Here is a 23,526-nt window from a genome sequence, read left to right as displayed (position 1 = left end):
GCGGCGACGAGATCGGCCGGCCCGTCCCCTCCTCCCCGGGGAGGAGGGACAGGTCGGCGTCTCCTCCCAGCCGTGGCCGGGTGGCCACGCCGGGCGTAGCGTGTGCGCGTCCGGCGCCAGCCCCGTCATGACCACAGGGGGCGTGACCGCGGGGGCGGCGCAGAGTCACGGGGAGTGGTGAGAGTGCGTAGACACGGTGCTGTGCGAGTACTTGGGGCAACACTGGCGCTCGTCCTGGCGGGTGGCGCGGGTGCCGCCGTCCAGGGCGGGGAGGGCGACCGGAGGGGCGGCGGCCACGGCCACGGCCACGGCCGCGACCGCGCCCAGAACGTCATCGTCCTGGTCGGGGACGGCATGGGCATCGCCCACCGCGAGGCCGTGCGCCTCGCGACGGTCGGTCGCGAGGGCGAGCTCACGATGAACGAGCTGCACTACCAGGGCTGGACGCAGACGGACCCCGCGGACCCGGAGGAGGTCGTCACCGACTCCGCCGCCGGCGCCACGGCCTTCGCCACCGGGGTACGGAGCTACAACGGGGCGATCGCCGTCGACCTCGCCGGCAACCCGGTGCCGACGCTCCTCGAGCGGGCCGAGCGGGCCGGGAAGTCGACCGGGCTCGTCACGACCTCCCAGGTCACCGACGCGACGCCGGCGTCCTTCGGCTCGCACGTGACCGACCGCGCGAACCAGAGCGAGATCGCGCGCCAGTACCTCGAGAACAGCAAGCCGGAGGTCATCCTCGGCGGCGGTGAGGACTGGTGGTACCCGGCCGGCACGGAGGGCGCGTGGCCGGACAACCCGGAGACCGACCCGAGCGAGGGAAGCAGGGGGACGGCCGGCAACCTCGTCGCCCGGGCCCAGCGGCTGGGCTACGAGTACGTGACCGACGCCGAGGAGCTCGCGGCGGCGGACGGACGGCGCCTGCTCGGGCTCTTCGCCAACCAGGAGATGTTCGAGCACGTCGGCCCGGCGGCGCCGCTCTACGAGCCCGCCGTCCCGCTCACCGCGATGGCGGACAAGGCCCTCGAGGTGCTCTCCCGCGACCGTGACGGCTTCTTCCTCGTCATCGAGGAGGAGGGCATCGACGAGATGGCCCACCACGGCCACGCCGCGGAGATGATCGCCGCCGGCCGGGAGCTCGACGAGACCGTGGCCCTGGCCCGCGACTTCGCCGCGCGCCACGGGAACACGCTCATCGTCGTCGTCGGGGACCACGAGACCGGTGGGCTGGCGATCGAGCTCGTCGACGACGAGGACGAGTCGGGCGAGGGCGAGCAGGCCGAGGAGGGGCCCTTCACCCTCGCCGGGACGGACCTCACGTTCACGATCGACTGGACGACGGGCGGGCACACCGGTGCGGCCACCCCGGCGAGCGCCGAGGGGCCGGGTGCGGACGCGATGGTCGACGTCCGTGACAACACCGACATCCACGACCTCGTGCTCGAGGCGATGCGGCTGCGGCGCCGCTGACGGACGGCGGGGCGGCGGCCGCACCGGCCGCCGCCCCGCTCGTGTCAGCCGGTGTAGACGTCGACGACCAGCCGCACCGGGTCGCGCAGCCAGGTCACCCGGTAGGGGCGCACCTCGTCGAGCCCGATGCCGATGTCGCTGATGCCCTCGAAGCCACCGAGCACCCGGACGTCCCGCAGTGCGTCGTACCCCTCCCGCAGGACCAGCCGGTCGGGACCCATGAACGGCGGCCTACCCGCCGGCTCACCGGTGAACCAGGCCGCGAACGTCACGTGGAGGAAGGCACCCGCGGCGAAGGGTGGCTGTACCGACTGGCCCGACTCCTCGTTGCGGATGAGGTCGACGTAGGCCGCCTGCCACCCGGGCGGCGCGTCGGAGCCGCGGAACTCGAGCACCACCCGTTCCACGCACGGGAGGGGCGCCACCGAGAGCGCGGACCCGGTGACGGTGCTCATCCGGAGCAGGGGGTCACGGCCCGAGGACTGGTTCTCCGTCGTCCCCGGGTCGGTGCACGCCCCGCGGCGCACGCCGAGGGTGTCGATGGTGTTGCCGTCCCAGTCCCCCGCGAAGGCGGCGTCGGCCTCCCGGCCGAAGGCCAGCTCCCGGTCCGCCGGGCCGCCGGTCAGGGCGTTCTTCACCAGGTAGGTCCTGCCGCGGTGCACCGTGAGGGTGTCGTCGCCGTCGCCGTCCCAGTCGCCCACGAGCACCCGGTCGGAGACCCGGCCGTAGTCGACCACCCGGTCCGCGGGACCCGCGCTCAGGCTGTTCCTCAGGTGGTAGCTCCTCCCACGGCGTACCGCCAGGGAGTCCGTGCCGTCGCCGTCCCAGTCGCCGACGAGGACGACGTCGTGGGCGCTGCCGTAGGCGAAGCTGAGCTCGGCGGCACCACCCGTGAGGCTGTTCCTCACGTGGTACATGTTGCCCCGGCGCACGGCCAGGGTGTCGGTGCCGTCGCCGTCCCAGTCACCGACGTAGACCTCGTCGTCGGCGCGCCCGTAGGCGAAGACGCGGTCCGCCGGGCCGGCGGACACGGAGTTGCGGACGTAGAAGGTGCTGGCGCGCCGGACGGCCAGGGTGTCGACGCCGTCGCCGTCCCAGTCGCCCACGTAGGCGCGGTCACCCGCCAGGCCGTAGCCGACACGGGTGGCCCCGGCCCCGGTCGCCGTGTTGGTGAGGTAGTAGTCGGGGCCCGACCCGCCGACCTCGCCGCCCTTCGCCTGCGCCGCGCCCGCGAGGCCCATGGCGGAGAGAACGACGACGACGGCAGCGGTGCCGAGCCGATGGATGGTGCCAGTCGAGGAGCGCATCGTCGCTTCCCCTCTCGCTCGAGGTGGTCGCGGGCCTCCCGGATGGGCACAGGCCCACGGGGCAAGGGTAGAACCGCCGGGCCTACCGGGGGAAGGTCTCCGGTTGCGCGCCCGTTCCCCTGGGACGACCCTTCCGGCACGAGACGTCCCGCGGGGACGCCGGGTCCAGGAGGGACGTGGGATGAGCACTTCGACGGCGAGCGGCGAGCCGGACCTCAAGCGGGCCATCGGCCCCAAGCTGCTCCTCCTCTTCATCGTCGGGGACATCCTCGGCACCGGCGTCTACGCGCTCACGGGTCAGGTCGCCGCCGAGGTGGGCGGCGCGGGGTGGGCCGCCATCCTCCTCGCCTTCGCCGTCGCCACCGTCACCGCCTTCTCCTACCTCGAGCTCGTGACGAAGTACCCGCAGGCGGCGGGCGCCGCCCTGTACACGCACAAGGCCTTCGGCATCCACGTCCTCACTTTCCTCGTCACCTTCGCCGTCCTCAGCTCGGGCCTCACGTCGGCGTCGACGGCCGCGAAGTTCCTCGCGGAGAACTTCATCGTCGGCTTCGGGCTCGACTGGGGGCAGGGCGGCGTCACCCTGATCGCGCTCGCCTTCATCACCCTGCTCGCCCTCGTCAACCTGCGCGGGGTGACGGAGTCGCTCGTCTTCAACGTCGTCCTCACGCTCGTCGAGCTCACCGGCCTCCTCATCGTCATCGCCATCGGCTTGTGGGCGATGTCCCAGGGCGACGTCGACTTCGGGCGGGCCGCGGTCTTCGAGACGAGCGAGGACAAGACCGTCTTCCTCGCACTGACCTCGGCGACGGCGCTGGCCTTCTTCTCGATGGTCGGCTTCGAGGACTCGGTCAACATGGCCGAGGAGACCAAGGACCCCGTGCGCACCTTCCCGCGGGTCATGCTCACCGGCCTCGGCCTGACAGCGCTCATCTACGTGCTCGTGTCGATCACCGCCGTCGCCATCGTGCCGGTCGGTGAGCTCGCGGACAGCACGACGCCGCTGCTCGAGGTGGTCCGTCGCGGTGCCCCCGACCTGCCCGTCGACACGATCTACCCCTTCCTGTCGATGTTCGCCGTCGCCAACACCGCGCTCATCAACCTCATGATGGCCAGCCGGCTCATCTACGGGATGGCGCAGCACGAGGTGCTCCCTCCCGTGCTCGGGAAGGTGCTGCCCGGCCGGCGCTCGCCGTGGGCGGCCATCGTCTTCACCACGCTCCTGGCCTTCGGGCTCATCTGGGGAGTGACGCAGGTGGCCGGCGACGAGACCGTCACCGCCCTGGGCGGCACGACGGCGCTGCTCCTGCTGGCCGTGTTCACGGTGGTCAACGTCGCGGCGATCGTGCTGCGCCGCCGGCCGGTGGACCGCGAGCACTTCCGCGCGCCGCGGGTGCTGCCCTACGTCGGGGCGCTCACCTGCGCCTTCCTCGTCGGCCCGTGGGCGCAGGACCCCATCGAGTACCAGATCGCCGGTGGCCTCATCGCCATCGGCCTGGTCCTGTGGCTGCTCACCTGGGCCTTCTACCGGCGTGGCCGGCCGCCGCTCGAGCCGGGCGCCGTCAGCGACTGAGCTCGTCCAGGCGCCGCACGGCGAGCTCGACGATGTCGGCAGTGTGCTCGGCGAGCGGGAAGTCGGCCAGCGGCACCCAGCGGGCGAAGTCGGTCGTCCCGCCGACCTCGGTGGTCCCCAGCTGCCCGCCGACGACGCTCGCGCGGAAGAGGAAGCGCTGGGACCGGTAGGGGCGCGGGAAGCGCCCGCTGGCGGGTGCCGTGTGGTGGTCGATGGCCAGGAGCGGCCCGAGCTCGATCTCGTAGCCGCTCTCCTCGTAGACCTCGCGGAGCACCGCGTCCTCGACGGCCTCCGCGTACTCGACGCCGCCGCCGGGCAGCGACCAGCCCGGCCGGCCGCCGTCGGTGCCGCCGTTGAACCAGGTCAGCAGGATCTCGTCGGCCTCGTTGACGAGGACGGCGTAGGCGGCGAGGCGGGTGTCGTACTCGGTGAAGTGCACCCGGAGACTGTACGGCGCCGGCGTGCCGTGCCAAGGTCTTCTCGTGGACGGGAACGAGCCCGAGCCCCTGAGCGGGCGTACGTTTCGCGGCCGCAGCCTGCGCGGCTCGCGGTTCGTCGGCTGCGACCTGAGCGGCGTCGTCGTGCGCGGCAGTGACGTCGCCGGGATGGAGGTCGACTCCCCCTGGCTGCTCGAGGACGGCGGCACCTTCCTCGTCAACAGCGTCGACGTCGTGCCGCTCGTCGACGCCGAGCTCGACCGGCGCTTCCCGGGGCGCGAGCGGCGCCGGGCCGCGGACCCGGAGGGCCTGCGCCGCGCGTGGGCGGCGCTCGAGGAGACGTGGGCGGCCACGGTCGCGCGCGCCGTCGCGATGCCCGCCGGCACGGTGGACCGGTCGGTCGACGGCGAGTGGTCCTTCGCGCAGACCCTTCGCCACCTCGTCATGGCCACCGACACCTGGCTCGGCCGAGCGGTCCTCGAGCGCGAGCACCCCTTCCACTCCGTCGGGCTGCCGAACGACGACGACGGCGGCACCGCCGCCTTCGACGGTTCGGAGTTCTCGTCGGGCACCCCGACGTTCGAGGAGGTCCTGGCTGCACGAGCCGACCGGCAGGCTCTGGTACGTGCGTACCTGAACGACGTGACGGCGGAGGAGCTGGCCGCGCCGCGCCGCAACCCGCACGCGCCCCAGTACGAGGAGACCGTGCTCTCCTGCCTGCGGACGATCCTCGAGGAGGAGTGGGAGCACCACCGCTACGCTGTGCGCGACCTCGATGCCCTGACTACGTCCGCGTGAGCAGCTCGGCGACGACCTCGGACTTGGCCCGGGTGTAGTCGTCCCAGCCGGCAGCCTCCCGCGCGGCGGCCCGCTTCACCCGGAGGTAGCGCTCGCGCGCGTCCGCGTCGCTCCGCAGCAGGTCCCGGAAGGCAATGCGCCGGGCCCACGCCCGTCCGCCGTGCTCGACGACGTGGACGACGAACGTCCGCGAGCGCCGGTCCGGGAGGCTGAGCCAGCAGTGGTGGGCGAGCTCGCCCTCGAGGTCGAGCCCCTCGGCCCGCAGCCGGCGGGCCACCGCCACGACGTCGGCCGTGTCCACGCCGACGAGCACGTCGACGACGTCCTTGGCGGGCAGGTCCGGCACCGCCGTGGAGCCGATGTGCTCGAGGCGGGCGGCGGGGAGCAGCGCGGAGAGCCGGCGGGCGAGCTCGGCGTAGCGCAGGCGCCACTCCTCGTGCCGGCTCGGCACCAGCGTCACCGCCCGTTCCTCGTCCATGCGCTCATCCTGGCAGTACCCCGTGGTGGCCGAGGAGTGAGACGAAGGCGTCCGACATACCGGACTGTGGGACGTCCCGGTCGGACCGTTGTCGGGCCCGACGCCCGCTCCTAGCGTCGAGCCGACCACCCCCGAGGAGCCCCCATGACCATCACCGCCGTCCGCGAGCACCCCGCCCACGCCGTCGAGCTGTCGGGCGTCACCCGGACCTTCGCGCCGCGGCGGCCGGGCCAGGCGCCCCGCACGGTGCTCACCGGGATCGACCTGTCCGTCCGCGCCGGGGAGATCGTCGCGCTGCTCGGCGCCTCCGGCTGCGGGAAGTCCACGCTCCTACGCCAGGTGTGCGGGCTCGACTCCCCCACCGGCGGCCGGATCACCATCGCCGGCACCGCGGTCAGCGGGGCGGACCCGCGCTGCGCCTTCGCCTTCCAGGAGCCGCGCCTGCTGCCGTGGCGGACCCTGCGCCAGAACGTCGCTCTCGGCCTGCCCCGCGGCACCGACCGCGCCGCCGGGGCGGAGCGGGTCGCCGAGCTCCTCGAGCTCGTCGGCCTCGGGGACCGCGCCGAGGACCGCCCCCGCCAGGTGTCGGGCGGGATGGCGCAGCGCGCCTCCCTGGCCCGCGCCCTCGCCCGCCGCCCCGGCGTCCTGCTCCTCGACGAGCCCTTCGGCGCCCTCGACGCCCTCACCCGCCTCAACATGCAGGACCTGCTCCTCGACCTGCACGCCGCCGAGCCCACGACCGTGCTCCTCGTGACGCACGACGTCGAGGAGGCGCTCTACCTCGCCGACCGCGTCGTCCTCCTCGGCCCCGGCCCGGGCGGGGCGAGCACCGTCCAGGCCGTCGTCGACGTCCCCGGCGCCCGCCCCCGTGACCGCGCGAGCGCCGAGCTCGCCCGTCTGCGTGCCGAGCTGCTCGAGGGCCTCGGCGTCGACACCCACCACGCCTGAGCACCACCCACCCGGAAGGCACCGCCCATGACCCGCACCCCCACCTACGCCGCCGCCCTCGCCGTCGGCGCCCTCCTCCTGTCCGGCTGCGTGGCCGGGGAGGGCTCCGCCGTCGCCGACGACGACGGCGGGGAGGGCGCCTGGAGCGCCGACACCCTGACCGTCGACTTCGCCACGTACAACCCGCTCAGCCTGATCATCCGCGAGCAGGGGTGGCTCGAGGCCACCCTCGGCCCGGACGTCACGGTCGAGTGGGTGCAGTCCGCCGGCTCGAACAAGGCCAACGAGCTGCTCCGCTCGGGGGCCGCCGACATCGCCTCGACCGCCGGCTCGGCCGCCCTGCTCGCCCGTGCCAACGGGGCCCCGATCCACACGATCGCCCTGTACGACCAGCCCGAGTGGTCGGCGATCGTCGTGCCCGCGGACTCCGACATCACCTCCGTGGAGGACCTCGCCGGGCGCTCCGTCGCCGCCACCCGCGGCACCGACCCCTACTTCTTCCTCGTCCAGAGCCTCGAGGAGCACGGCGTCGACATCGCCGACGTCGAGGTGCAGAACCTCCAGCACGCCGACGGCCGGGTGGCCCTGGAGAACGGCGCGGTCGACGCGTGGGCGGGCCTGGACCCGATCATGGCCGACACGGAGCTCAACACCGGCTCCCGGCTGCTCTACCGGAACGTCGACTTCAACACCTACGGCTTCCTCAACGCCACCGAGGACTTCCTCGAGACCTCCCCGGATCTCGCGCAGGTCGTCGTCGACGCCTACGAGAAGGCCAGGGAGTGGGCGGCGGAGAACCCCGAGGAGACGGTGGAGATCCTCGCCGACGTCGCCGGCATCGAGCCCGCCGTCGCCGAGAAGGTGGTGCTCGAGCGCACCAACCTCGGCATCGACGCCGTCCCGGGCGACGCGCAGCGCGCGGTCCTCGAGGTCGTCGGCCCGATCTTCGTCGAGACCGGCGACGTCACCTCCCAGGAGCAGATCGACACCGCCCTCGAGGAGCTCATCGACGACACCTGGGCCCGGCAGGCCGACGCCACGACCATCACCGAGCCGGAGGACTGACATGGCCACCCTCACGGTCCCCCGCGCCGCCACGGACGTGCCGACGACGACGGCGGCACCCTCCCCCGTCGGAACCGCACGCTGGCGCACGCTCGCCGTCGTCGCCGTCCCCCTCGCGATCCTCGCCCTGTGGCACCTGCTCACCGCCGTCACCGGCGTCTTCGCGCCGTACCAGCTGCCCTCGCCCGCGGCGGTGTGGACGGCCGGGGCGGAGCTCGCGGCCGACGGCACGCTGTGGACGCACGTGGCGATCTCGACGCAGCGGGTGCTCCTCGGCTTCGCCGGTGGCGCCGTCGTCGGCCTCGTGGCGGGAGCGCTCATCGGCCTGTCCCGCTGGGCAGACACGCTCCTGGCCGGGACCGTGGGGGCGCTGCGCGCCGTCCCCTCCCTCGCCTGGGTGCCGCTGCTCATCCTGTGGATCGGCATCAACGAGGACTCCAAGGTCGTCCTCATCGCCATCGGCGCCTTCTTCCCCGTCTACACGACGGTGGCCTCCGCTCTGCGGCACGTGGACCCGCAGCTCGTCGAGGTCGGGCGCGCCTACGGCTACCGCGGGGTGGGCCTGCTGACGCGGGTGCAGCTGCCCGCGGTGACGCCGGCGGTCGCGGCCGGGATGCGGCTGGCGCTCGCACAGGCGTGGCTGTTCCTCGTCGCCGCCGAGCTCATCGCGTCCTCGATGGGCCTGGGCTTCCTCCTCACCGACTCCCAGAACAACGGCCGGGTCGACCGGATCCTCCTCGCGATCATCTCCCTGGCCGTGCTGGGCAAGCTCACCGACAGCCTGCTGGGCCTCGTCGAGCGGCGCCTCGCCCGCCGCTGGTAGGGACCCGCCTCAGGCCTCGACCTTCCGGGTGACGCGCTGAACCGTGAGCCAGGTGCGCACGGTGACGTCCTTGCCGTAGGTCCGGCCGATCCACGCCATGAAGTCCGGCGTCGTGCCCGGGTCGCTGTTGTCGACGACGGCGAGGAACGCGCGGGTCACCGGGTCGTAGCCCATGACGCACGTGCGGGGGTCGGGGTCCGCCGGCAGCTCCACCGGGGCAGTGGGCCGGTGCTTGAGGAACACGACCGTGAGGTAGCTGCCGCGCCCGTGGGTGAGCCCGGGGAAGGGGTCGGAGTCGAGGAGTGCGCGCAGTTCCTCCCCGGTCCGCACGAGCGTGCCGCCCGGGATGCCGAGCCGCTCGTGGAGGGCGTCCTGGATCCGCTCCTCCAGGGCGGCGGTGTCCTGCGCGGGGGCGTGGAAGACGATGTTCCCGCTCGTGAGGACGGAGGCGACCCGCTCGAGGCCCAGCTCCTCGAAGACGGCGCGCAGGCGCTCATTCCGCATCGCCGGGTTCGAGGGCATGATCCCGCGCAAGAAGGCCGCGTAGCCGGTCACCACACGAAGTCCTCGATGTCGATCCCGAGCCCGAACCCCGCGCCGATGTCGACGTCGAGCACCTCCGTCCCCCGCTGCGCGCCGTCGCGGTAGGTGACCACGACGCCGTCGACGACGACGGTTCCCTCGGAGGTGCCACGGACCTCGACGAGAAGCTGGTCGTCAGGGGTGAAGCGGCCTGCCGGCTCACGCACGGAGCGGCAGCCCTCGGTGACCATCTCGGGCGAACCGACCCCCACCCCGCCCCTGTCCTCCGCGCCCATGCAGACCACAGCGGTCACCGTGGCGTCCGCACCGTCGGAGGCCACCAGCGGCCGCACCTCGAGGATCTCGAGGTCGCGCGGCGCGTTGGCGAGGCCGAAGTACCTGGTCTCACCGATCTCGGCGACGGCGCCGAGGCCCGCGCCGTAGTCCGCGAAGGCCCTCGGGTGGCTCCACCACCACAGCCAGGCTCCGAGGGCGAGCGCGAGCAGCACCGCCGGGGCGAGGACACGCCACCGCACCCGGCCCGTGCGAGCGGGACGCTCCGTCGTCGTCATGGCCGCACAGTAGACCCGTCACCCGGAAGTCATCCGGCGAATGCACCACCGGGCCGGTTCCGCCGCACTACGGTGCTCCCCATGATGACGGTGGGCATGGTGACCTTCGACACGACCGACGCGGACTCCCTCGCCACCTGGTGGGCGGAGCAGACCGGCGGGGAGGTGGTCGAGCGCAACGACGGCTGGTTCGTCATGGTCGCGGGTGGCACCCTGCCCGTGCGGCTGGCGTTCCAGAAGGTCGATGACCCGACGCCCGGGAAGAACCGGATCCACCTCGACCTCGTGGCCGAGGACCTCGACGCCGAGGTCGACCGCCTGCTGGCGGCCGGTGCGACCCTCGTGGCGCGGCGCGGCGACGAGAGCTTCCGGTGGGTGACGCTCGCCGACCCGCAGGGCAACCAGTTCTGCGTGGCCACGGCCGACCACGTGTGAAGTCCTACTCGAGGGTGCCGTAGCCGACGAGCCACGTCGGCTCGATGCGAAACATGCGGATGTCCGCGCCCCACGTCGTCGGGTCCGAGCCGTAGTGCGCGGTCCAGTGCTCGATCGTCTCCTCCCACAGCGGGTCCTGCGGCGTCAGCCGCACGGCCCGCCCGTGGCAGAAGACGCCGAGCCGCTCGCCGTCGACGTGCGCGGCGCTCACCGCGGGACGCGCGGCGAGGTGCCGCGCCTTCGCAGCTCGGCCGTCGGTGCCGAAGGTCCACTGCCCGTGGAGGAGGTGGCCGTCGACGGCGCTGACGCGTGGCTCGCCGGCGGCGGTCACGGTGGCGAGGCTGAGCACCTTCATCCCGGTGAGCTGCGCGAGCACTTGCTCGGCGGTGAGGCGACGATCGCCGCTGACGATCTCGCGCAGGTGGCTCGTGCTGCGGCCGTGGGACGCGTCCATGAGGGCCTGCAGCGCGGCGACCTCCTCGGCGGTCTCCCTCATCGGCGGCCTCCTCGAATCAGTGCGGGTCAGTACCCCTCATCGTGCCACCGGCTGTGGTCCGCCGGGTCCGTCTCGTCCGAGCGCAGGTCCTCGAGGAGCTCGAGGTCCTCGGGGTGCAGGCCGGGCTGCCGTTCGACCGACTCGAGGAGGAGCCGCATCTGCCGCTCGAGCGGCGCCGCCAGCTCGGGGCGCCCCTCCTCCCGCACGTGGGCGACGAGCATGCGCAGCACCCGCAGGATCGTGCCGACGACGTGCGGCTGGTCGACGGCGGTCTGCCGCAGCTGGTCGAAGGCGTGCTCGACGTACTCCTCGTGGTCCAGGCTCCACGGCTGCACGAGCACCCGTCCCTCGCGGTCGCGGACCGCGACGGGCGCCTCACGGGTGGCGAGGACGAAGCGCATGAGACTGCCGAGGCGGAGCACGACCTCGACGGCGGTCGTCGGATCGTTGATGGCCGGACTGAGCGCACGCAGACCGATGTCGACGAGCTGACGGATGGCGAAGTCGACGTCCTGGAGCATCGTCCGCCCGTCGGCGACCTCGATCGCCGCGGCCATCGCCTCCCGCGCACGCTCCGGCGGAGGGGGCCACGCGGTGAGGAGCGGCTCGCCGGTGTGGATGTAGGCGCCCACCCGGGTCTCGAGGCGCACCGTCGTGCCCGGCGGGATCGCGCGGAGGAGGAGCCCCGGCTCGACCTGGCTGACCCACCCGTTCTTCGGGCACAGGACGACGGCGGCATCCTCCGGGGCGGTGAGTCCCTGCGGGTCGATCTCCTCCAGCCCTGACGGCACGTCGCCGAGGGTGGCGACGACGGCCTCGCCCTCGTCACCGATCTTGCGGACGACGTTGCCGACCTGCAGCCCCCGCGCCAGGTGGTCGAGGTGGACGATGATCCCGACGACCGTGACGAGCGTGAGGACGACGGCGATCGTGAGGGAGATGCGCGGCGCGGGGGCGGTCGCCTCGCCGCTGATGTTCGGCAGCACGAGCACGCAGTAGAAGAAGGTGCCGACGAGCAGGCCGATGACGACCTGGCTGAGCCGGTCGCGGATGAAGGACCGCATGACGCGCGGGGAGAACTGGTCGCTGGCCAGCTGGAGGCTGACGACCGTGAGCGAGAAGACGACGCCGACCGTCGTGATCATCGCGCCGGCGACCGTGGCGAGCAGCCACGTGGCCGCGTTGCTGCTCATCGCGAGCGTGAGCGGCACATCGGCGTCGTGGCCGAGCGCGTCGTCGACGTTCGAGGCGACGACGGCGAGGACGATGCCGCCGAGCATGACGAGTGCGGGAAGGAGGAAGAGGCTCTCCTCGAAGCGGTACCGGACGGCCGCCACCCGTAGTCCGCGTGCCATGCCACGAGGTCGCGCCACGTGTCGCCTCCCGTTCGTCCTCAGGTCAGCCCCCAGGCTCGCCCGTCGCCGCCGTTCCCGCACCTGCTGCGGGCACGACCGCCCACACGTGCTTGACGCCGTCGTCGGGGCGCGAGTACCAGCCCCAGGCGGTGGTGACGCTGTCGAGGATGCGCAGGCCGTAGCCGCCAGGGGCCCCGTCGTCGCGGGCACGGTGCCCCGGCGGGGTCCGCCAGTTCGTGTCTCTCGCGTCGAGGAGCCAGCCGTCGTCCGCAGCGTGGATCGACACGGCGACCGGCTGTGACCCGTACTTCAGGGCGTTGGTCGCCAGCTCGGTGAGGACGAGCAGAAGCAGGTGCGCTGCCTCACCGCACGGCTCCGGGTGCAGAATCCCGGTGACGCACCGCCGCAGGGCGCCGAGCTCCTGGGCGTCGGTGAGCGTCCAGGAGCCCAGGGAAGGACCCGCGTCCACTGGCGGGACCGCCGTCGGGCGCGGGCCGTGGGGGTCGGCCATGTGCACCCCTTGTCTGAGGCGGTCAGCGGTGCGGTGTCCACCGCCCGTGCCGTGCCCGCGCCACGCTACGTCACGGAGCAGGTCCTCGCCCGCCGCGGCTCAACGTGTCAGCGGTGGCGCCAGCTCGAGCTCGGGCGCGACGACGTCGAGGAGCAGCTGCAGGGAGGGGCAGGGGCCGTGGAGCACGAGCTCGCTGCCGAACGCGTCCAGCACTCTGCGCGCGGCCAGCAGCCGGTTGAGCCCGGCGGCGTCGCAGAAGGTCACCCCGCTGAGGTCCAGAGCGACCTGCGCGGCACCCTCGGCAAGGAGAGGGTTGAGGGCCGCCTCGAGGACCGGGACCGTCGAGAGGTCGATCTCGCCGACGACGGCGAGTCGCACCGCAGCGTCCGCGGGGCCGCTCATGGGGCGGATGTCGAGACGGGGTCCGTCGCGGCGCGGGAAGGGGTCGGGTGCCATGGTGAGGACCTCCGGGCGTCGTTCGTGAGCCCACGGGAGGTCGGTCGGCCGTACCCATGGCAGCGCTGCGCTGCGGCTATGGTCCTAACCACTGCCCACCTTAGGGCGTGGTTGCGGCCCCGTCCAGCAGAGGGCTCCAGCGACCACCCGGTGCGCGGACCTCGGGTGTGCGACGATGGGGTGGTCGGAGCCTTTCCGAGCGCGCCACACCGCGGCACGCCGCCTTCGCTGTACGTGAGTCCGGGACTCTGTCTCCCGAGATTGCCCAGTGACTGCCATGACCGACAGATCGGTTCGCGAGAGCGACGGCCAGAACCTCGCTGGCGCCCTGCACGACATCCTGCTCGCCACGGAGGACGTGGAGAAGTTCCTCAAGCAGATCGTCGACGTCGCCGTGGCCACCCTGGGCTCCGACGTCCACGCGGGGATCACCTTCGCCAGGGACGGACACCCGATGACGGTCGCCAGCAGCGACGCGGAGGCGTCCCGCTACGACGAGGTCCAGTACGGCCACGGCCAGGGACCGTGCCTCACGTCGATCCGCACCGGTGAGGTCGTCGTCGTCGACGACCTCGCGCAGGAGGAGCGGTTCGGCGACTACCGCCCCCACGCGCTCGCGCTCGGCGTCCGGTCCGCCATGTCACTGCCGTTGAGCGGCGGAGCGGACGCGGTCGGCGCGATCAACCTGTACTCGAGGGAGACACACGCCTTCGGGAGGGCCGAGCGTGAGGACGCCCGCCGCTTCGCCGACGAGGCGTCCCGCGCCCTGACCATGGCCGTTCGCCTCGCCCAGCACGCCGAGCTCAGCGCCCAGCTCCAGGCGGCCCTGACGTCCCGGGCCGTCATCGACCAGGCCATCGGCGTCATCATGGGCCAGAACCGCTGCGGTGCCGACGAGGCCTTCGGGATCCTGCGGACCGCCTCCCAGCACCGCAACGTCAAGCTCCGCACGGTCGCGCAGGAGATCGTCACCGCCGTGAGCGGCGGGGCTCCCTCGACGGACTGAGCCGAGCGGCTACCGCCGCTCGAGCGTCTCGCGGGCACCGAGCCAGGCGAGCCCGGCGAGCAGGGTGATGGCCCCGGACACCGCGAAGGCGACGTCGTAGCCGAAGCGGTCGGCGAGCGCGCCGGCCAGCACCGGGCCGATGATCGCGCCGGCGTCCTGGGCCATCTGGAAGCCCGCGAGCACCTTCCCGCCGCTGCGCTCGTTGCCGACGACGTCGGCCACCGTCGCCTGCTGGGCCGGGTTGAGCAGGCCGGCGCCGACGCCCGCGAGCGCCGAGACGGCCAGCACGACCCCGATGTTCCCGGAGAAGCCGAGGACAGCGGTGAAGACGCCGTTGACGGCCAGACCCGCGATGACGAGCGGGCGCCGTCCCCGGGCGTCGGCCTGCCGGCCGGCCACGTGGAGGGCGAGCGCGTTGCCGACGGCGAAGACGGCGAGCGCGGCACCGGCAGCCCAGGGGCCGGAGTCGAGCGCCGCCGCGGCGAACAGCGGGAGCAGCGCTACGCGCACACCGAAGTTCGACCAGCCGTTGGCGAAGCCGGAGACGAGCGCTGCGCGGAAGGCGCTGTCGCGCAGGGCCTCCCCGACGAGCATCGGCGGCTGTGCGGGTGTGTCCCCGGCCCGCGCGGCGCCCCGCCCGCCGGTCTCCGGCAGCAGCCGCCACACCACCCCGGCGGCGAGGACGAGTGCGACGGCGTAGACGATGAAGGGCACCCGCAGGCCCAGCTCGGCGAGGAGCCCGCCGACCACCGGCCCACCGATGTTGCCGAGGAGGAAGGACGTCGCGTAGAGCGAGGACGCCCGGCCGCGCGCCGTCGGCGGGGCGAGTCGCACGATGAGGCCCATGGCCGAGACGGTGAACATCGTCGAACCGATGCCGCCGAGCCCGCGGAAGACGAGCAGCTGGACGTAGTCCTGGGCCAGGGCGGTGGCGACGCTCGAGAGCGCGACGATGAGCAGCCCCGCCATGTAGATGCGCCGCTCCCCGAGCCGGGCGATGAGCGCCCCGCCCGCCGGCGCGAAGAGCAGCCGGCTCAGCGAGAAGGCGCTGACGACGAACGAGGCGGCCGCGACCGAGACGTCGAAGGACCGGGCGTACTGCGGGAGGACGGGGGCGACGAGGCCGTAGCCCAGGGCGATGAGGAGCGCGGCGCCCGCGAGCACCCAGATCTCCCGGGGCAGGGCGGAGCGAGGTGAGGTCTGTGGGGACATGTCCCCGCCAGTATCTCCCCGCGGTCAGACGCGCGGTTCGCGCCCCTCGGGCTGGGTGGGCTCGGCGCGCAGCGGCGTGGGCCGGCGCAGGGGGACGGTCACCGGCTCGCCCCCCACCTCGTGGCGCACCCCGTCGACGACGACGGCGACCGGCGCCGGTCCGTCCAGGCACGTGAGGGTGGTGCCCGCCGCCGTCGTCTCCACCCGCAGCAGCGACTCGCGCCAGGTGAGGTGGAAGCACGTCCGGGTGAGGGCCTTCGGCAGCATCGGGGACAGCTCGAGCTCCTCGCCGATCTCCCGCACACCGCCGAGCCCCGCGGTGAGCGCGAGCCACGACCCGCCCATCGAGGCCATGTGGAGGCCCTCGGCGGTGTCGTCCTGGATGTCACGGAGGTCGACAAGGGCCGCCTCGCGCAGGTACCGCAGGGCGAGGTCGGGGTGCTGGGCCACCGCGCAGGCGACGGCCTGGGCGGACGCGGACAGCGAGGAGTCACGGACGGTGCGCGCCTCGTAGTACTCGAGGTCCGCGGCGGCCTCCTCGTCGGTGAAGTCCTCGCGGCACCACCACAGGGCCAGCTCGAGGTCGGCCTGCTTGACGACCTGGCGGCGGTAGAACTTCGCGTAGTGGTGGTGCTTCTCCACCGGGTAGGAGTCGCGCTTGTCGGCGAAGCGCCATTCCCGGTAGGTGGTGAAGCCCGCGTTGGCCTCGTGGACGCCACGGTGCTCGTCCCAGGGGACGTGGACGGCGTCGGCGGCGGCCCGCCAGGCCTGCACCTCCTCCTCGGTGACGCCGAGCTCCCGCGCCCGCTCGGGCCGCGACTCGCAGGCCTCGGCGGCCCGGATGAGGTTGCGCCGGGCCATGAGGTTGGTGAAGACGTTGTCGTCGACGACGCCGGTGTACTCGTCCGGTCCGGTCACCCCGAGGAGGTGCCAGCCGCCGTCGGCGTCCTCGTGCCCGATCGACATCCACAGGCGCGCCGTCTCGACGAGCACCTCGCGGCCGCCCAGCTCGTCCAGCGACCCGCCGGTGACGTTGGCGTGGATCCAGAAGGCGCGGGAGACGGCGGCGTTGACGTGGACGGCGGCGGTGCTCGCCGGCCAGTACGCGGAGGTCTCGTGGCCGTCGATGGTGCGCCAGGCGAAGCTCACGCCCTGCCAGTCGAGCACCTCGGCCCGCTCGCGGGCGGCGTCGAGGGTGGAGGCGCGCCAGCGGAGCAGCTCGGCGGCGGCGTCGGGCAGGAGGAAGCTGAGGACGGGGACGACGAAGCCCTCGACGTCCCAGAAGGTGTGGCCGTTGTAGCCGGCGCCGGTGAGGCCCTTCGCGCCGATGGGCGCGCGGGAGATGCGGGCCGCGGCGCAGCACAGCTGGAAGAGGTTGTAGCGCAGCGCCTGCTGCAGCTCGGGGTCGCCGTCGACCTCGACGTCGGCGCGCGCCCAGAACTGGTCGAGGAGGCGGCGCTGCTCGGCGAGCAGGCCGTCCCAGCCGAGCTCCTCACCGGCGTGCACGGCGGCGACCGCCCGCTGGGCGAGGGAGTCGGCGGGCAGGTCGTGGGACCACGTGTACCCGAGCGTCTTGGTGAGCCGCAGGCTCTCACCCGCGGCCAGCTCGGCCGTGACCGTGGTGACCACGCGGTCCTCGCCGCCCTCGGACTCGACGGTGTCCGCGCCGTCGACGGCGTGCTCGACGGCGGCGGCGACCCCGATCCCGGTGCGCCGCGTGCGCAGAGCGAGGTGGCCGCCACTGGTGACCGAGCGGGTCTCGAGCACCTCGAAAGGCTCCTCGAGGGCCGCGGAGACGCGCGGGTCGTCGCTGTGGATCTCGGGCGGGCAGGTCCCGAGGGTGAGCTCGGAGCGCACGACGACGTGGGCCGGCCCGTCGAGCGCCTCCAGCTCGTAGCGGATGGCGACGACGGAGCGCTCGGCGAGGGAGACGAGCCGGCGCGTGCGCAGCTCGAGCAGCGTGCCCGACGGCGAGCGCCACCGCAGCCGCCGGTCCAGGGTGCCGGCGCGCAGGTCGAGACGGCGCTCGTGGACCTCGGGCTCGATCTCCCGGACGTCCAGGGCTGCGCCGTCGACGGTGAGCCGTAGCGGCGTGCCGTCGGGGACGGCGACGATCGCCTGCCCCTCCTCCGGGTGCCCGTACCCGCCCTCCGGGTAGGCGAGCGGGTGGGTCTCGTGGACCCCGGAGAGGAAGGTGGCGCGCTCGACGCAGGGGTCGGCCTCGTCCGGCGTGCCCCGCACCCCGAGGTACCCGTTGGACAGGCTGAACAGCGCCTCGGCGGCGCCGAACCGGTCCGGGTCCACACGGGGCTCACGGACCTCCCACGGATGGACCTCGAGGTGCGGTGCGGCCATCAGGGGGTGGGCATGCCACCGGTGACGGCGAGCGTCTCCCCGATGACGTAGCTCGACTCGGGCGAGGCGAGGAAGACGTACGCGGGCGCGAGCTCGGTCGGCTGGCCGGCGCGGCCGAGCGGGGTGCTCTTGCCGAACTCGGGCAGGTCCTCGATCGGCTGCCCGTAGGAGGGCTGCAGCGGCGTCCAGATCGGCCCGGGCGCGACGGCGTTGACCCGGATCCCCTTGGGGGCGAGCTCCTGGGCCAGGCCCTTGGAGAAGGCGTTGATCGCCGCCTTCGTCGAGGCGTAGTCCAGCAGCGGCGGCGGGGGCTGGTAGGCGACGACCGACGTCGTGTTGATGATCGTCGAGCCGGCCTCCAGGTGGCGCAGCGCCGCCTTCGTCACGCGGAACATCGCGAGGATGTTGGCCTCGAAGGTCTCGACGACCTGCTCGTCCGGAGTGTCCTCGAGGCTCTCGTTGGCGATCTGCTTGGCCGCGTTGTTGACGAGGATGTCGAGGCCGCCGAGCTCGGCGACGGTGCGCTCGACGATGTCGCTGCACACGGTGGGGTCGGTGAGGTCGCCGGGGATGAGGACCGCCTTGCGGCCGCTCTCGGTGATGATCCGACCGACCTTCTGCGCGTCCTCCTCCTCGTCGGGGAGGTAGTTGATCGCGACGTCGGCGCCCTCGCGGGCGAAGGCGACCGCCACGGCCGCGCCGATGCCCGAGTCGCCGCCCGTGATGAGGGCCCGGCGGCCCACGAGGCGGCCGGTGCCGCGGTAGGAGTGCTCGCCGATGTCCGGCTGCGGGGTCATGTCCGCCTGCAGGCCCGGCTCCTCCTGCGCCTGCTCCGGCGGGGTGATCTCCGGGTAGCGGGTGACGGGGTTCTGGAATGTCAGCTGGTCGGTGCGGGTGGTGTCGGCGTCCTCGGAGGCCATGGGTGTCTCCTATCGCTCGTGGTGTCGGGGCCCGTCCCAGTCTGCGGAGGGGGTGGCGAGGGCGCATCCGGTGGGGGTTACGGCGTCGGCCGCCAGTCACGCGCCTGGCGCGCGAGGGCTTGACGGGCCGTCGAGACTTGGCGCCGCCACGGCGTGGACACCTTGCTGAGGTTGAGCGGCGGGACGAGGAGCCGGAGCACGGCCGTCTCGACCGGTGCGAGGACAGTGCTAGCCGGGCACGACCAGGTCGCAAGGCGGAGGTTGGTGAGCATCCAGTCGGTCAACCGCTGGTCGCCGGCTGGCTCGATCGCGAAGCTGGCGTAGTAGGCAGGAGCGTCGAGGTTCCGCGGCACGGCCTGCAGCGCCAGCTCTGTCGCGAGAAGGCCTGCGAGGGAACGGCGGAGCGTCGACTGACCGGTTCGCCCCGTGCCGAAGTGAGTGCCGAGATCTCTGTTGGCTAGTGAACGTTCGGCCTTGCCGACGTAGATCGGCCGGTCGTCGGGAGGTTCCCCGAGTCCGAGCTGCGACCACACGGCTGCGTCGGCGTGGATGGCGTAGAGCCCGGGGCCTGCGGGCACTCGGATGCCCGGGGAGTGCGGGGGGTGCCCTGGCCCGGCGAGGGCAGCTCGGGCGTCGTCGACGATGTCCATGCCGTCACATGGTCCCACCCACCTGGCGGGTGCACGCACCGCTGCCGAGGGCCGAGCTCGAATGTCAGTGGTCGGTTCTAGCCTGGGAGCAGGACGGCAGAGCAGTCGGAACCCGCGAAGGAGGTGGGGTCGGTGAGCGACATCGACGACCACGACCCGCACGCGGCCTGGCTCGAGGACCCGTACACCTACGAACCCATCGGCGACCAGCGTGCGGACCGGCTCGTGGAGCTGTGGGAGGAGCGCGAGGAGGACGCCGCCGACGTCTACCTGTACGGCGGGGACAAGCCGCCGCCGTCGATGATCCCCACCGAGGGGCTGAGCTTCGAGTCGCACGAACCCGTGCCGGCCGATGCCCTCGCGACCATGGCGCCGGACGGCCAGCTCCTGGCCGAGCTCGAGGACATCGACCCCCGCGAGGTGGACGAGTACTACCTCGTGGAGATGGCGGCCGGCTACCAGCGCATCGCCGCGTGGGCCACCGCCAAGCTCACGCGGGTGGCCGGCGAGCTGTCCCGGCGCCCGCTCATGCGCGGCAGCGGCGCCCTGCCCTCGCACGTCAGGTGCGGGAACATGGCCGCCGACGAGCTCGCTCCCCGCCTCGGTCTGACGCGCTACGCCGCCCAGCGCATCGTGAGCAACGCCCGCGCCTTCGAGACCGTCTTCTCGCTCACCGGTCAAGCGCTGGCGATCGGGCACATCGACGCCCGCAAGGCCACGACGATCGTCTCGATGCTCGAGGACTACCCGGTCGAGATCGCCGTCCTCGTTCAGGACGCCGTCATCGACGACGCAGGGGCCCAGACCCACAGCCAGCTCGTTGAGGCCGTCAAGAAGGCGATCATCGCCCTCAGCCACGACGACGCAGACCTCTTCCACGCCCGCGCCCGCGCCCGCCGGCGGGTCGAGCACCCGCGCCAGCTGCCCGACGGCATGGCCTCCATCCGCGCGGTCCTGCCCGCCACCGATGCCGCGGCCATCGACCTGGCGCTCGAGGCGGCAGCCCGTTCCGCGCAGGCCGGCGGGGACGACCGCACGCTCGACCAGCTCCGGGCAGACATCTTCGCCCTCATGGGCCACACCGCTCTCGAGCTCGGGTACGTCGGGCTACCGCCGGGAACCGTCGTGGGGGCCGGCGAGTCACGTCCCGACGATCCAGCAAGCGACGAGCCCGACGACGGAGCGGCGCACGATGGCGACGGCGGAGCGGCGCAGGAGCCGCAAGCGCCCCAGGTGCCCCAGCCTGACGCGGTGCACGTGCCGCCGGCCGACACTGCGGACGACACGACACTCGAGCCGCAGGACGAGGCTGACGAGCGGGGTGGATCTGCCGCCGGAACCTCACCCCCGCCACCCGGGCCGGACTCCAGCCAGGGCGACGGTCATCCCGCACCTGCAGGAGTGGGTCGCCCCGTCCCGGAAGCCGATCCCGACCCACCCACTCAGCGGTCAGAGGGGACAGCTGCGCCCACAGCCGGGTCGGACGCACCCGAGGCGCCGCCAGACCCGCCCCCGCCTCCCGACGGCGATCCGCCTCCCGACGGCGATCCACCTCCCGACGGTCCGGGCACCGTCCCCCGCCGCTGGCACATGCCGGTAGGTCAGATCGGTGGCCAGCGCGCGCAGATCCGGGTCCACGTGCCGCTCTCGGTCCTGCTCCCACCGGACATCGCCCGCCAGCTCGGCCTGCCGGCGTCGAAGCCGGCCGACGGCACCGGCGCCGAGCTCGCCCCGCTGCCGGACGAGGACGCCATGCTCGCCCTCCTCGACAGGGAATCCGCCGAGGTCGCCACCCTCGAGGGTTACGGGCCCATCTCCCCCGCCGTCGCCCGGGCCATGGCGCTCGGCGGCACGTGGCGGCGCATCGTCACCGACCCGCTCAGCGGCACCGTCCTCGACCACGGACGCACCCGCTACCGGCCGCCCGCGGAGCTGGCGGAGCTCATCCGACTGCGGGACGGGACCTGCGTCCGCCCCGGCTGCCCGCATCCGGCGCGCAACTGCCAGCTGGACCACATCGTCCCGTGGAACGCAGGTGGGACCACCTCCATGCTGGACCTCGAGGACCTCTGCACCCACGACCACATCCTCAAGACCAGCGGTGAGTTCCAGCTCCGCCGCCTCGCGAACGGCGTCTACGAGTGGGTGACCCCCAGCGGCCACGTCTACCGCCGCCACCACGGTGGGCGGGTGACCCGCATTCGTCGCGATCGGCAGAACTTCGCGGGCTCCCCGACCTTCTAAGCCTGCCGCTCGGCGTCGCGGGCCGCCTTGATCGCGTCGGCCGCACGGATGAGGCCGAGGTGGCTGAAGGCCTGCGGGAAGTTCCCGGCCAGCCGCCCGCTCTCGGGGTCGTACTCCTCCGACAGCAGACCCAGGTCGCTGGAGTACCCGACGAGCTGCGACATCATCCGCTCGGCGTCCTCCACCCGGCCACTGTGGGCATACTGCTCCACCAGCCAGAACGCGCACAGGAGGAAGGGGTACTCCTCCCCCTCGAGCCCGTCCATGCCGGCCTCGGTGCGGTAGCGGTGGACCAGCCCGTGCTCGGCGTCGAGGAGGTCCTCCTCGATCCGGGCGACCGTCCCCAGCATCCGGGGGTCGTCGTAGGCGAGGTACCCGGTGTGGGGCAGCTGGAGGAGGGAGGCGTCGACCTCCCGGCCGTCGTACGTCTGGGTGTAGGACCCGAGGTCGGCGTCGAAGCCGTCCTCCTCGATCTCCTCGGCCAGCCGGTCCCGCAGCTCTCGCCACCGCTCGACCGGGCCGTCGTACCCGTGCTCCTCGACGGCCCGCACGCCGCGGTCGAAGGCGGCCCACATCATCACGCGGCCGTGGGTGAAGTAGTGCGCGTCCCCGCGCATCTCCCAGATCCCGTGGTCCTTGCGGTCGATGTTGTTCTCGCAGTACCGCAGCAGACTCTTCTGCAACCCCCAGGTGTAGGTGTCCTCGGCAACCCCCGCCTCGCGGAGCTCGTGGAGGGCGATCATCACCTCCCCGACGACGTCGGCCTGGTACTGGTCGGCCGCACCGTTCCCGATCCGCACCGGGCGGGAGTCCTCGTAGCCGGCGAGGTGGTCGAGCTCGAGCTCGGTGAGCTCCCGCTCACCCGCCAGCCCGTACATGATCTTGATGTCGTCGGCGTCGCCGGCGACGGCGCGCAGCAGCCAGTCGCGCCACAGCGAGGCGCCCTTGGTGAGCCCGTGCGCGATCGCCACCTCGATGGTGAAGGCCGCGTCGCGCAGCCAGGTGTACCGGTAGTCCCAGTTCCGCACCCCGCCGAAGTCCTCCGGCAGCGACGCCGTGGGTGCGGCGACGATGCCACCGGTGTCGAGGTGGGTGAGGGCGCGGAGCACGAGGAGGGAGCGGATGACGATCTGCGTATGGTCCGTGTGCACCTCGAGCTGGGAGGCCCAGTCGGTCCAGAACTCCACGGCCTCGGCGAGCGCCTGGTCGGCGTCCGGCGGCTCCGGCGGGTCCTCGTAGGAGGGGAACCAGGTGAGGTCCCAGTCGAGCGACTCCCCCTCGCGCGGCGCGAAGGTGCCCACGAGACGAGGCGCGCGCCTGCCCTCCTGCTCGCCGTCCCCGTGGGCGCCGGGCTGCGCGGAGCCGGCCTCGTCCTGCTCCTCGGCGCCGTCGGGCCAGTGGAGCAGCGGACCGGTGATGAGGATGCCGTCCGGGCCCGCGAGCGAGAGCAGTGCCGCCTCACCGTCCTCCCGCTCGATCCGCCGCGTCCACGGGGTCGAGCGTGCGTAGTCGAAGCGCAGCCGCAGGTCGTGCTCGACCTCCACCTCGCCCTCGAGGCACTCCACCCGCCGCACGAGGTCGCCCTGAACGGTGCTCGGCGGGAGGAAGTCGGTCACGCGGACGCGCCCGGTGGGGGTGCGCCACGTCGTCTCGAGGACGAAGGTCTGCGGGAGGTAGCGCCGCTCGACGACCTCGCCGTCGACGGCGCGCAGCAGCCACCGGCCGTCGTCCTCGTCGCCCAGGAGCGCGCAGAACACGGCCGGGGAGTCGAAACGCGGCAGGCACAGCCAGTCGATGCTCCCGTCGCGCGACACGAGCGGGCCGGTGCGGAGGTCGGAGAGGAGGGCGTACTGCTCAAGTGGGGTGCTCATCCCGTCCCATTCGAACCGAGAT

At 73.1% G+C, this 23,526-nt stretch carries 23 protein-coding genes; 9 read left to right on the top strand and 14 right to left on the bottom strand.

Features of this window, described 5'->3' with window-relative positions:
* Positions 1-201: 201 nt before the first annotated feature.
* Positions 202-1,470, top strand: coding sequence for an alkaline phosphatase (locus AA0005_RS02605; RefSeq protein WP_413451873.1), 1,269 nt, complete (start codon positions 202-204; stop codon positions 1,468-1,470).
* A 44-nt stretch (positions 1,471-1,514) separates the two neighbouring features.
* On the opposite strand, the gene AA0005_RS02600 is transcribed toward AA0005_RS02605, so the two are convergent.
* Entirely contained in the window at positions 1,515-2,777 is a 1,263-nt protein-coding gene (locus tag AA0005_RS02600; RefSeq protein WP_413451872.1) for a hypothetical protein, read from the bottom strand.
* A 181-nt stretch (positions 2,778-2,958) separates the two neighbouring features.
* On the opposite strand from AA0005_RS02600, the gene AA0005_RS02595 reads away from it, so the two are divergent.
* Positions 2,959-4,350 (top strand): APC family permease, encoded by a 1,392-nt coding sequence (locus tag AA0005_RS02595; protein WP_413451871.1) that lies wholly within the window; start codon positions 2,959-2,961, stop codon positions 4,348-4,350.
* On the opposite strand, the gene AA0005_RS02590 is transcribed toward AA0005_RS02595, so the two are convergent.
* Positions 4,340-4,789: an NUDIX hydrolase gene (locus tag AA0005_RS02590; protein WP_413451870.1), complete on the bottom strand. Its 450-nt coding sequence runs from the start codon at positions 4,787-4,789 to the stop codon at positions 4,340-4,342. The genes AA0005_RS02595 and AA0005_RS02590 overlap by 11 nt on opposite strands.
* A gap of 43 nt (positions 4,790-4,832) precedes the next feature.
* Here AA0005_RS02590 and AA0005_RS02585 point away from each other — a divergent pair, with 43 nt between their 5' ends.
* Positions 4,833-5,585, top strand: coding sequence for a DinB family protein (locus AA0005_RS02585; protein WP_413451869.1), 753 nt, complete (start codon positions 4,833-4,835; stop codon positions 5,583-5,585).
* On the opposite strand, the gene AA0005_RS02580 is transcribed toward AA0005_RS02585, so the two are convergent.
* Positions 5,572-6,063 (bottom strand): GrpB family protein, encoded by a 492-nt coding sequence (locus tag AA0005_RS02580; protein ID WP_413451868.1) that lies wholly within the window; start codon positions 6,061-6,063, stop codon positions 5,572-5,574. The two genes, AA0005_RS02585 and AA0005_RS02580, sit on opposite strands and share 14 nt — an antisense overlap.
* Before the next feature lie 144 nt (positions 6,064-6,207).
* On the opposite strand from AA0005_RS02580, the gene AA0005_RS02575 reads away from it, so the two are divergent.
* From AA0005_RS02575 to AA0005_RS02565, 3 genes are read left to right on the top strand one after another with little or no spacing between them, the layout of a single operon-like run.
* On the top strand, positions 6,208-7,011 hold the full coding sequence (locus tag AA0005_RS02575) for an ABC transporter ATP-binding protein (RefSeq protein WP_413451867.1): 804 nt from the start codon (positions 6,208-6,210) through the stop codon (positions 7,009-7,011).
* Positions 7,012-7,038: 27 nt separating this feature from the next.
* Complete coding sequence (locus tag AA0005_RS02570; protein ID WP_413451866.1) at positions 7,039-8,076, top strand: aliphatic sulfonate ABC transporter substrate-binding protein; 1,038 nt, start codon at positions 7,039-7,041, stop codon at positions 8,074-8,076.
* 1 nt (position 8,077) lies between these two features.
* On the top strand, positions 8,078-8,899 hold the full coding sequence (locus tag AA0005_RS02565) for an ABC transporter permease (RefSeq protein WP_413451865.1): 822 nt from the start codon (positions 8,078-8,080) through the stop codon (positions 8,897-8,899).
* A 9-nt stretch (positions 8,900-8,908) separates the two neighbouring features.
* Here the strand turns inward: AA0005_RS02565 and AA0005_RS02560 are convergent, their stop codons facing one another.
* Positions 8,909-9,454, bottom strand: a complete 546-nt coding sequence (locus AA0005_RS02560; protein WP_413451864.1) for a DUF1697 domain-containing protein — start codon at positions 9,452-9,454, stop codon at positions 8,909-8,911.
* Positions 9,451-9,993 (bottom strand): hypothetical protein, encoded by a 543-nt coding sequence (locus AA0005_RS02555; RefSeq protein ID WP_413451863.1) that lies wholly within the window; start codon positions 9,991-9,993, stop codon positions 9,451-9,453. Before AA0005_RS02555 ends, AA0005_RS02560 begins: the two co-directional genes overlap by 4 nt.
* An 81-nt stretch (positions 9,994-10,074) precedes the next feature.
* On the opposite strand from AA0005_RS02555, the gene AA0005_RS02550 reads away from it, so the two are divergent.
* Positions 10,075-10,428: a VOC family protein gene (locus tag AA0005_RS02550; protein WP_413451862.1), complete on the top strand. Its 354-nt coding sequence runs from the start codon at positions 10,075-10,077 to the stop codon at positions 10,426-10,428.
* 4 nt (positions 10,429-10,432) lie between these two features.
* On the opposite strand, the gene AA0005_RS02545 is transcribed toward AA0005_RS02550, so the two are convergent.
* The 4 genes from AA0005_RS02545 to AA0005_RS02530 form a co-directional block, all read right to left on the bottom strand.
* Complete coding sequence (locus AA0005_RS02545; RefSeq protein WP_413451861.1) at positions 10,433-10,924, bottom strand: pyridoxamine 5'-phosphate oxidase family protein; 492 nt, start codon at positions 10,922-10,924, stop codon at positions 10,433-10,435.
* A 26-nt stretch (positions 10,925-10,950) separates the two neighbouring features.
* Positions 10,951-12,279, bottom strand: coding sequence for a DUF2254 domain-containing protein (locus AA0005_RS02540; RefSeq protein ID WP_413451860.1), 1,329 nt, complete (start codon positions 12,277-12,279; stop codon positions 10,951-10,953).
* A 43-nt stretch (positions 12,280-12,322) separates the two neighbouring features.
* Entirely contained in the window at positions 12,323-12,790 is a 468-nt protein-coding gene (locus AA0005_RS02535; RefSeq protein ID WP_413451859.1) for a hypothetical protein, read from the bottom strand.
* 99 nt (positions 12,791-12,889) lie between these two features.
* On the bottom strand, positions 12,890-13,246 hold the full coding sequence (locus tag AA0005_RS02530) for an STAS domain-containing protein (protein WP_413451858.1): 357 nt from the start codon (positions 13,244-13,246) through the stop codon (positions 12,890-12,892).
* 277 nt (positions 13,247-13,523) lie between these two features.
* On the opposite strand from AA0005_RS02530, the gene AA0005_RS02525 reads away from it, so the two are divergent.
* The gene (locus tag AA0005_RS02525; protein WP_413451857.1) at positions 13,524-14,252 is read left to right on the top strand and encodes a GAF and ANTAR domain-containing protein; all 729 of its coding nucleotides are present in this window, start codon (positions 13,524-13,526) and stop codon (positions 14,250-14,252) included.
* A 9-nt stretch (positions 14,253-14,261) separates the two neighbouring features.
* Here AA0005_RS02525 and AA0005_RS02520 read toward each other — a convergent pair whose 3' ends face one another.
* The 4 genes from AA0005_RS02520 to AA0005_RS02505 all read right to left on the bottom strand — a co-directional run bounded on the left by AA0005_RS02520 (position 14,262) and on the right by AA0005_RS02505 (position 19,389).
* Complete coding sequence (locus tag AA0005_RS02520) at positions 14,262-15,464, bottom strand: MFS transporter (protein WP_413451856.1); 1,203 nt, start codon at positions 15,462-15,464, stop codon at positions 14,262-14,264.
* Between the two features lie 24 nt (positions 15,465-15,488).
* Positions 15,489-17,819, bottom strand: coding sequence for a glycoside hydrolase family 65 protein (locus tag AA0005_RS02515; protein WP_413451855.1), 2,331 nt, complete (start codon positions 17,817-17,819; stop codon positions 15,489-15,491).
* Positions 17,819-18,739, bottom strand: coding sequence for an SDR family oxidoreductase (locus AA0005_RS02510; RefSeq protein ID WP_413451854.1), 921 nt, complete (start codon positions 18,737-18,739; stop codon positions 17,819-17,821). The genes AA0005_RS02515 and AA0005_RS02510 overlap by 1 nt, the downstream gene beginning before the upstream one ends.
* A gap of 77 nt (positions 18,740-18,816) precedes the next feature.
* Positions 18,817-19,389: a GIY-YIG nuclease family protein gene (locus AA0005_RS02505; protein WP_413451853.1), complete on the bottom strand. Its 573-nt coding sequence runs from the start codon at positions 19,387-19,389 to the stop codon at positions 18,817-18,819.
* Between the two features lie 132 nt (positions 19,390-19,521).
* Between AA0005_RS02505 and AA0005_RS02500 the strand changes: the two genes are divergently transcribed.
* Entirely contained in the window at positions 19,522-21,633 is a 2,112-nt protein-coding gene (locus tag AA0005_RS02500) for a DUF222 domain-containing protein (RefSeq protein WP_413451852.1), read from the top strand.
* Here the strand turns inward: AA0005_RS02500 and AA0005_RS02495 are convergent.
* On the bottom strand, positions 21,630-23,504 hold the full coding sequence (locus AA0005_RS02495; protein ID WP_413451851.1) for a glycoside hydrolase family 15 protein: 1,875 nt from the start codon (positions 23,502-23,504) through the stop codon (positions 21,630-21,632). The genes AA0005_RS02500 and AA0005_RS02495 overlap by 4 nt on opposite strands.
* Positions 23,505-23,526: the final 22 nt, after the last annotated feature.

Source organism: Georgenia phoenicis (genome assembly GCF_047302425.1).
Lineage (GTDB): Bacteria > Actinomycetota > Actinomycetes > Actinomycetales > Actinomycetaceae > Oceanitalea.
Note: the sequence above shows the minus strand (reverse complement) of the source record. Positions and strands in the feature narration are given on the sequence as shown.

What these genes read in the sequence shown, in the direction of transcription:
- AA0005_RS02600 (WP_413451872.1), bottom strand. Translation starts at nt 2,777, where the DNA reads ATGCGCTCCTCGACTGGCACCATCCATCGGCTCGGCACCGCTGCCGTC.
- AA0005_RS02595 (WP_413451871.1), top strand. Translation starts at nt 2,959, where the DNA reads ATGAGCACTTCGACGGCGAGCGGCGAGCCGGACCTCAAGCGGGCCATC.
- AA0005_RS02580 (WP_413451868.1), bottom strand. Translation starts at nt 6,063, where the DNA reads ATGGACGAGGAACGGGCGGTGACGCTGGTGCCGAGCCGGCACGAGGAG.
- AA0005_RS02575 (WP_413451867.1), top strand. Translation starts at nt 6,208, where the DNA reads ATGACCATCACCGCCGTCCGCGAGCACCCCGCCCACGCCGTCGAGCTG.
- AA0005_RS02570 (WP_413451866.1), top strand. Translation starts at nt 7,039, where the DNA reads ATGACCCGCACCCCCACCTACGCCGCCGCCCTCGCCGTCGGCGCCCTC.
- AA0005_RS02565 (WP_413451865.1), top strand. Translation starts at nt 8,078, where the DNA reads ATGGCCACCCTCACGGTCCCCCGCGCCGCCACGGACGTGCCGACGACG.
- AA0005_RS02555 (WP_413451863.1), bottom strand. Translation starts at nt 9,993, where the DNA reads ATGACGACGACGGAGCGTCCCGCTCGCACGGGCCGGGTGCGGTGGCGT.
- AA0005_RS02550 (WP_413451862.1), top strand. Translation starts at nt 10,075, where the DNA reads ATGATGACGGTGGGCATGGTGACCTTCGACACGACCGACGCGGACTCC.
- AA0005_RS02545 (WP_413451861.1), bottom strand. Translation starts at nt 10,924, where the DNA reads ATGAGGGAGACCGCCGAGGAGGTCGCCGCGCTGCAGGCCCTCATGGAC.
- AA0005_RS02540 (WP_413451860.1), bottom strand. Translation starts at nt 12,279, where the DNA reads ATGGCACGCGGACTACGGGTGGCGGCCGTCCGGTACCGCTTCGAGGAG.
- AA0005_RS02535 (WP_413451859.1), bottom strand. Translation starts at nt 12,790, where the DNA reads ATGGCCGACCCCCACGGCCCGCGCCCGACGGCGGTCCCGCCAGTGGAC.
- AA0005_RS02530 (WP_413451858.1), bottom strand. Translation starts at nt 13,246, where the DNA reads ATGGCACCCGACCCCTTCCCGCGCCGCGACGGACCCCGTCTCGACATC.
- AA0005_RS02525 (WP_413451857.1), top strand. Translation starts at nt 13,524, where the DNA reads ATGACCGACAGATCGGTTCGCGAGAGCGACGGCCAGAACCTCGCTGGC.
- AA0005_RS02520 (WP_413451856.1), bottom strand. Translation starts at nt 15,464, where the DNA reads ATGTCCCCACAGACCTCACCTCGCTCCGCCCTGCCCCGGGAGATCTGG.
- AA0005_RS02515 (WP_413451855.1), bottom strand. Translation starts at nt 17,819, where the DNA reads ATGGCCGCACCGCACCTCGAGGTCCATCCGTGGGAGGTCCGTGAGCCC.
- AA0005_RS02510 (WP_413451854.1), bottom strand. Translation starts at nt 18,739, where the DNA reads ATGGCCTCCGAGGACGCCGACACCACCCGCACCGACCAGCTGACATTC.
- AA0005_RS02505 (WP_413451853.1), bottom strand. Translation starts at nt 19,389, where the DNA reads ATGGACATCGTCGACGACGCCCGAGCTGCCCTCGCCGGGCCAGGGCAC.
- AA0005_RS02495 (WP_413451851.1), bottom strand. Translation starts at nt 23,504, where the DNA reads ATGAGCACCCCACTTGAGCAGTACGCCCTCCTCTCCGACCTCCGCACC.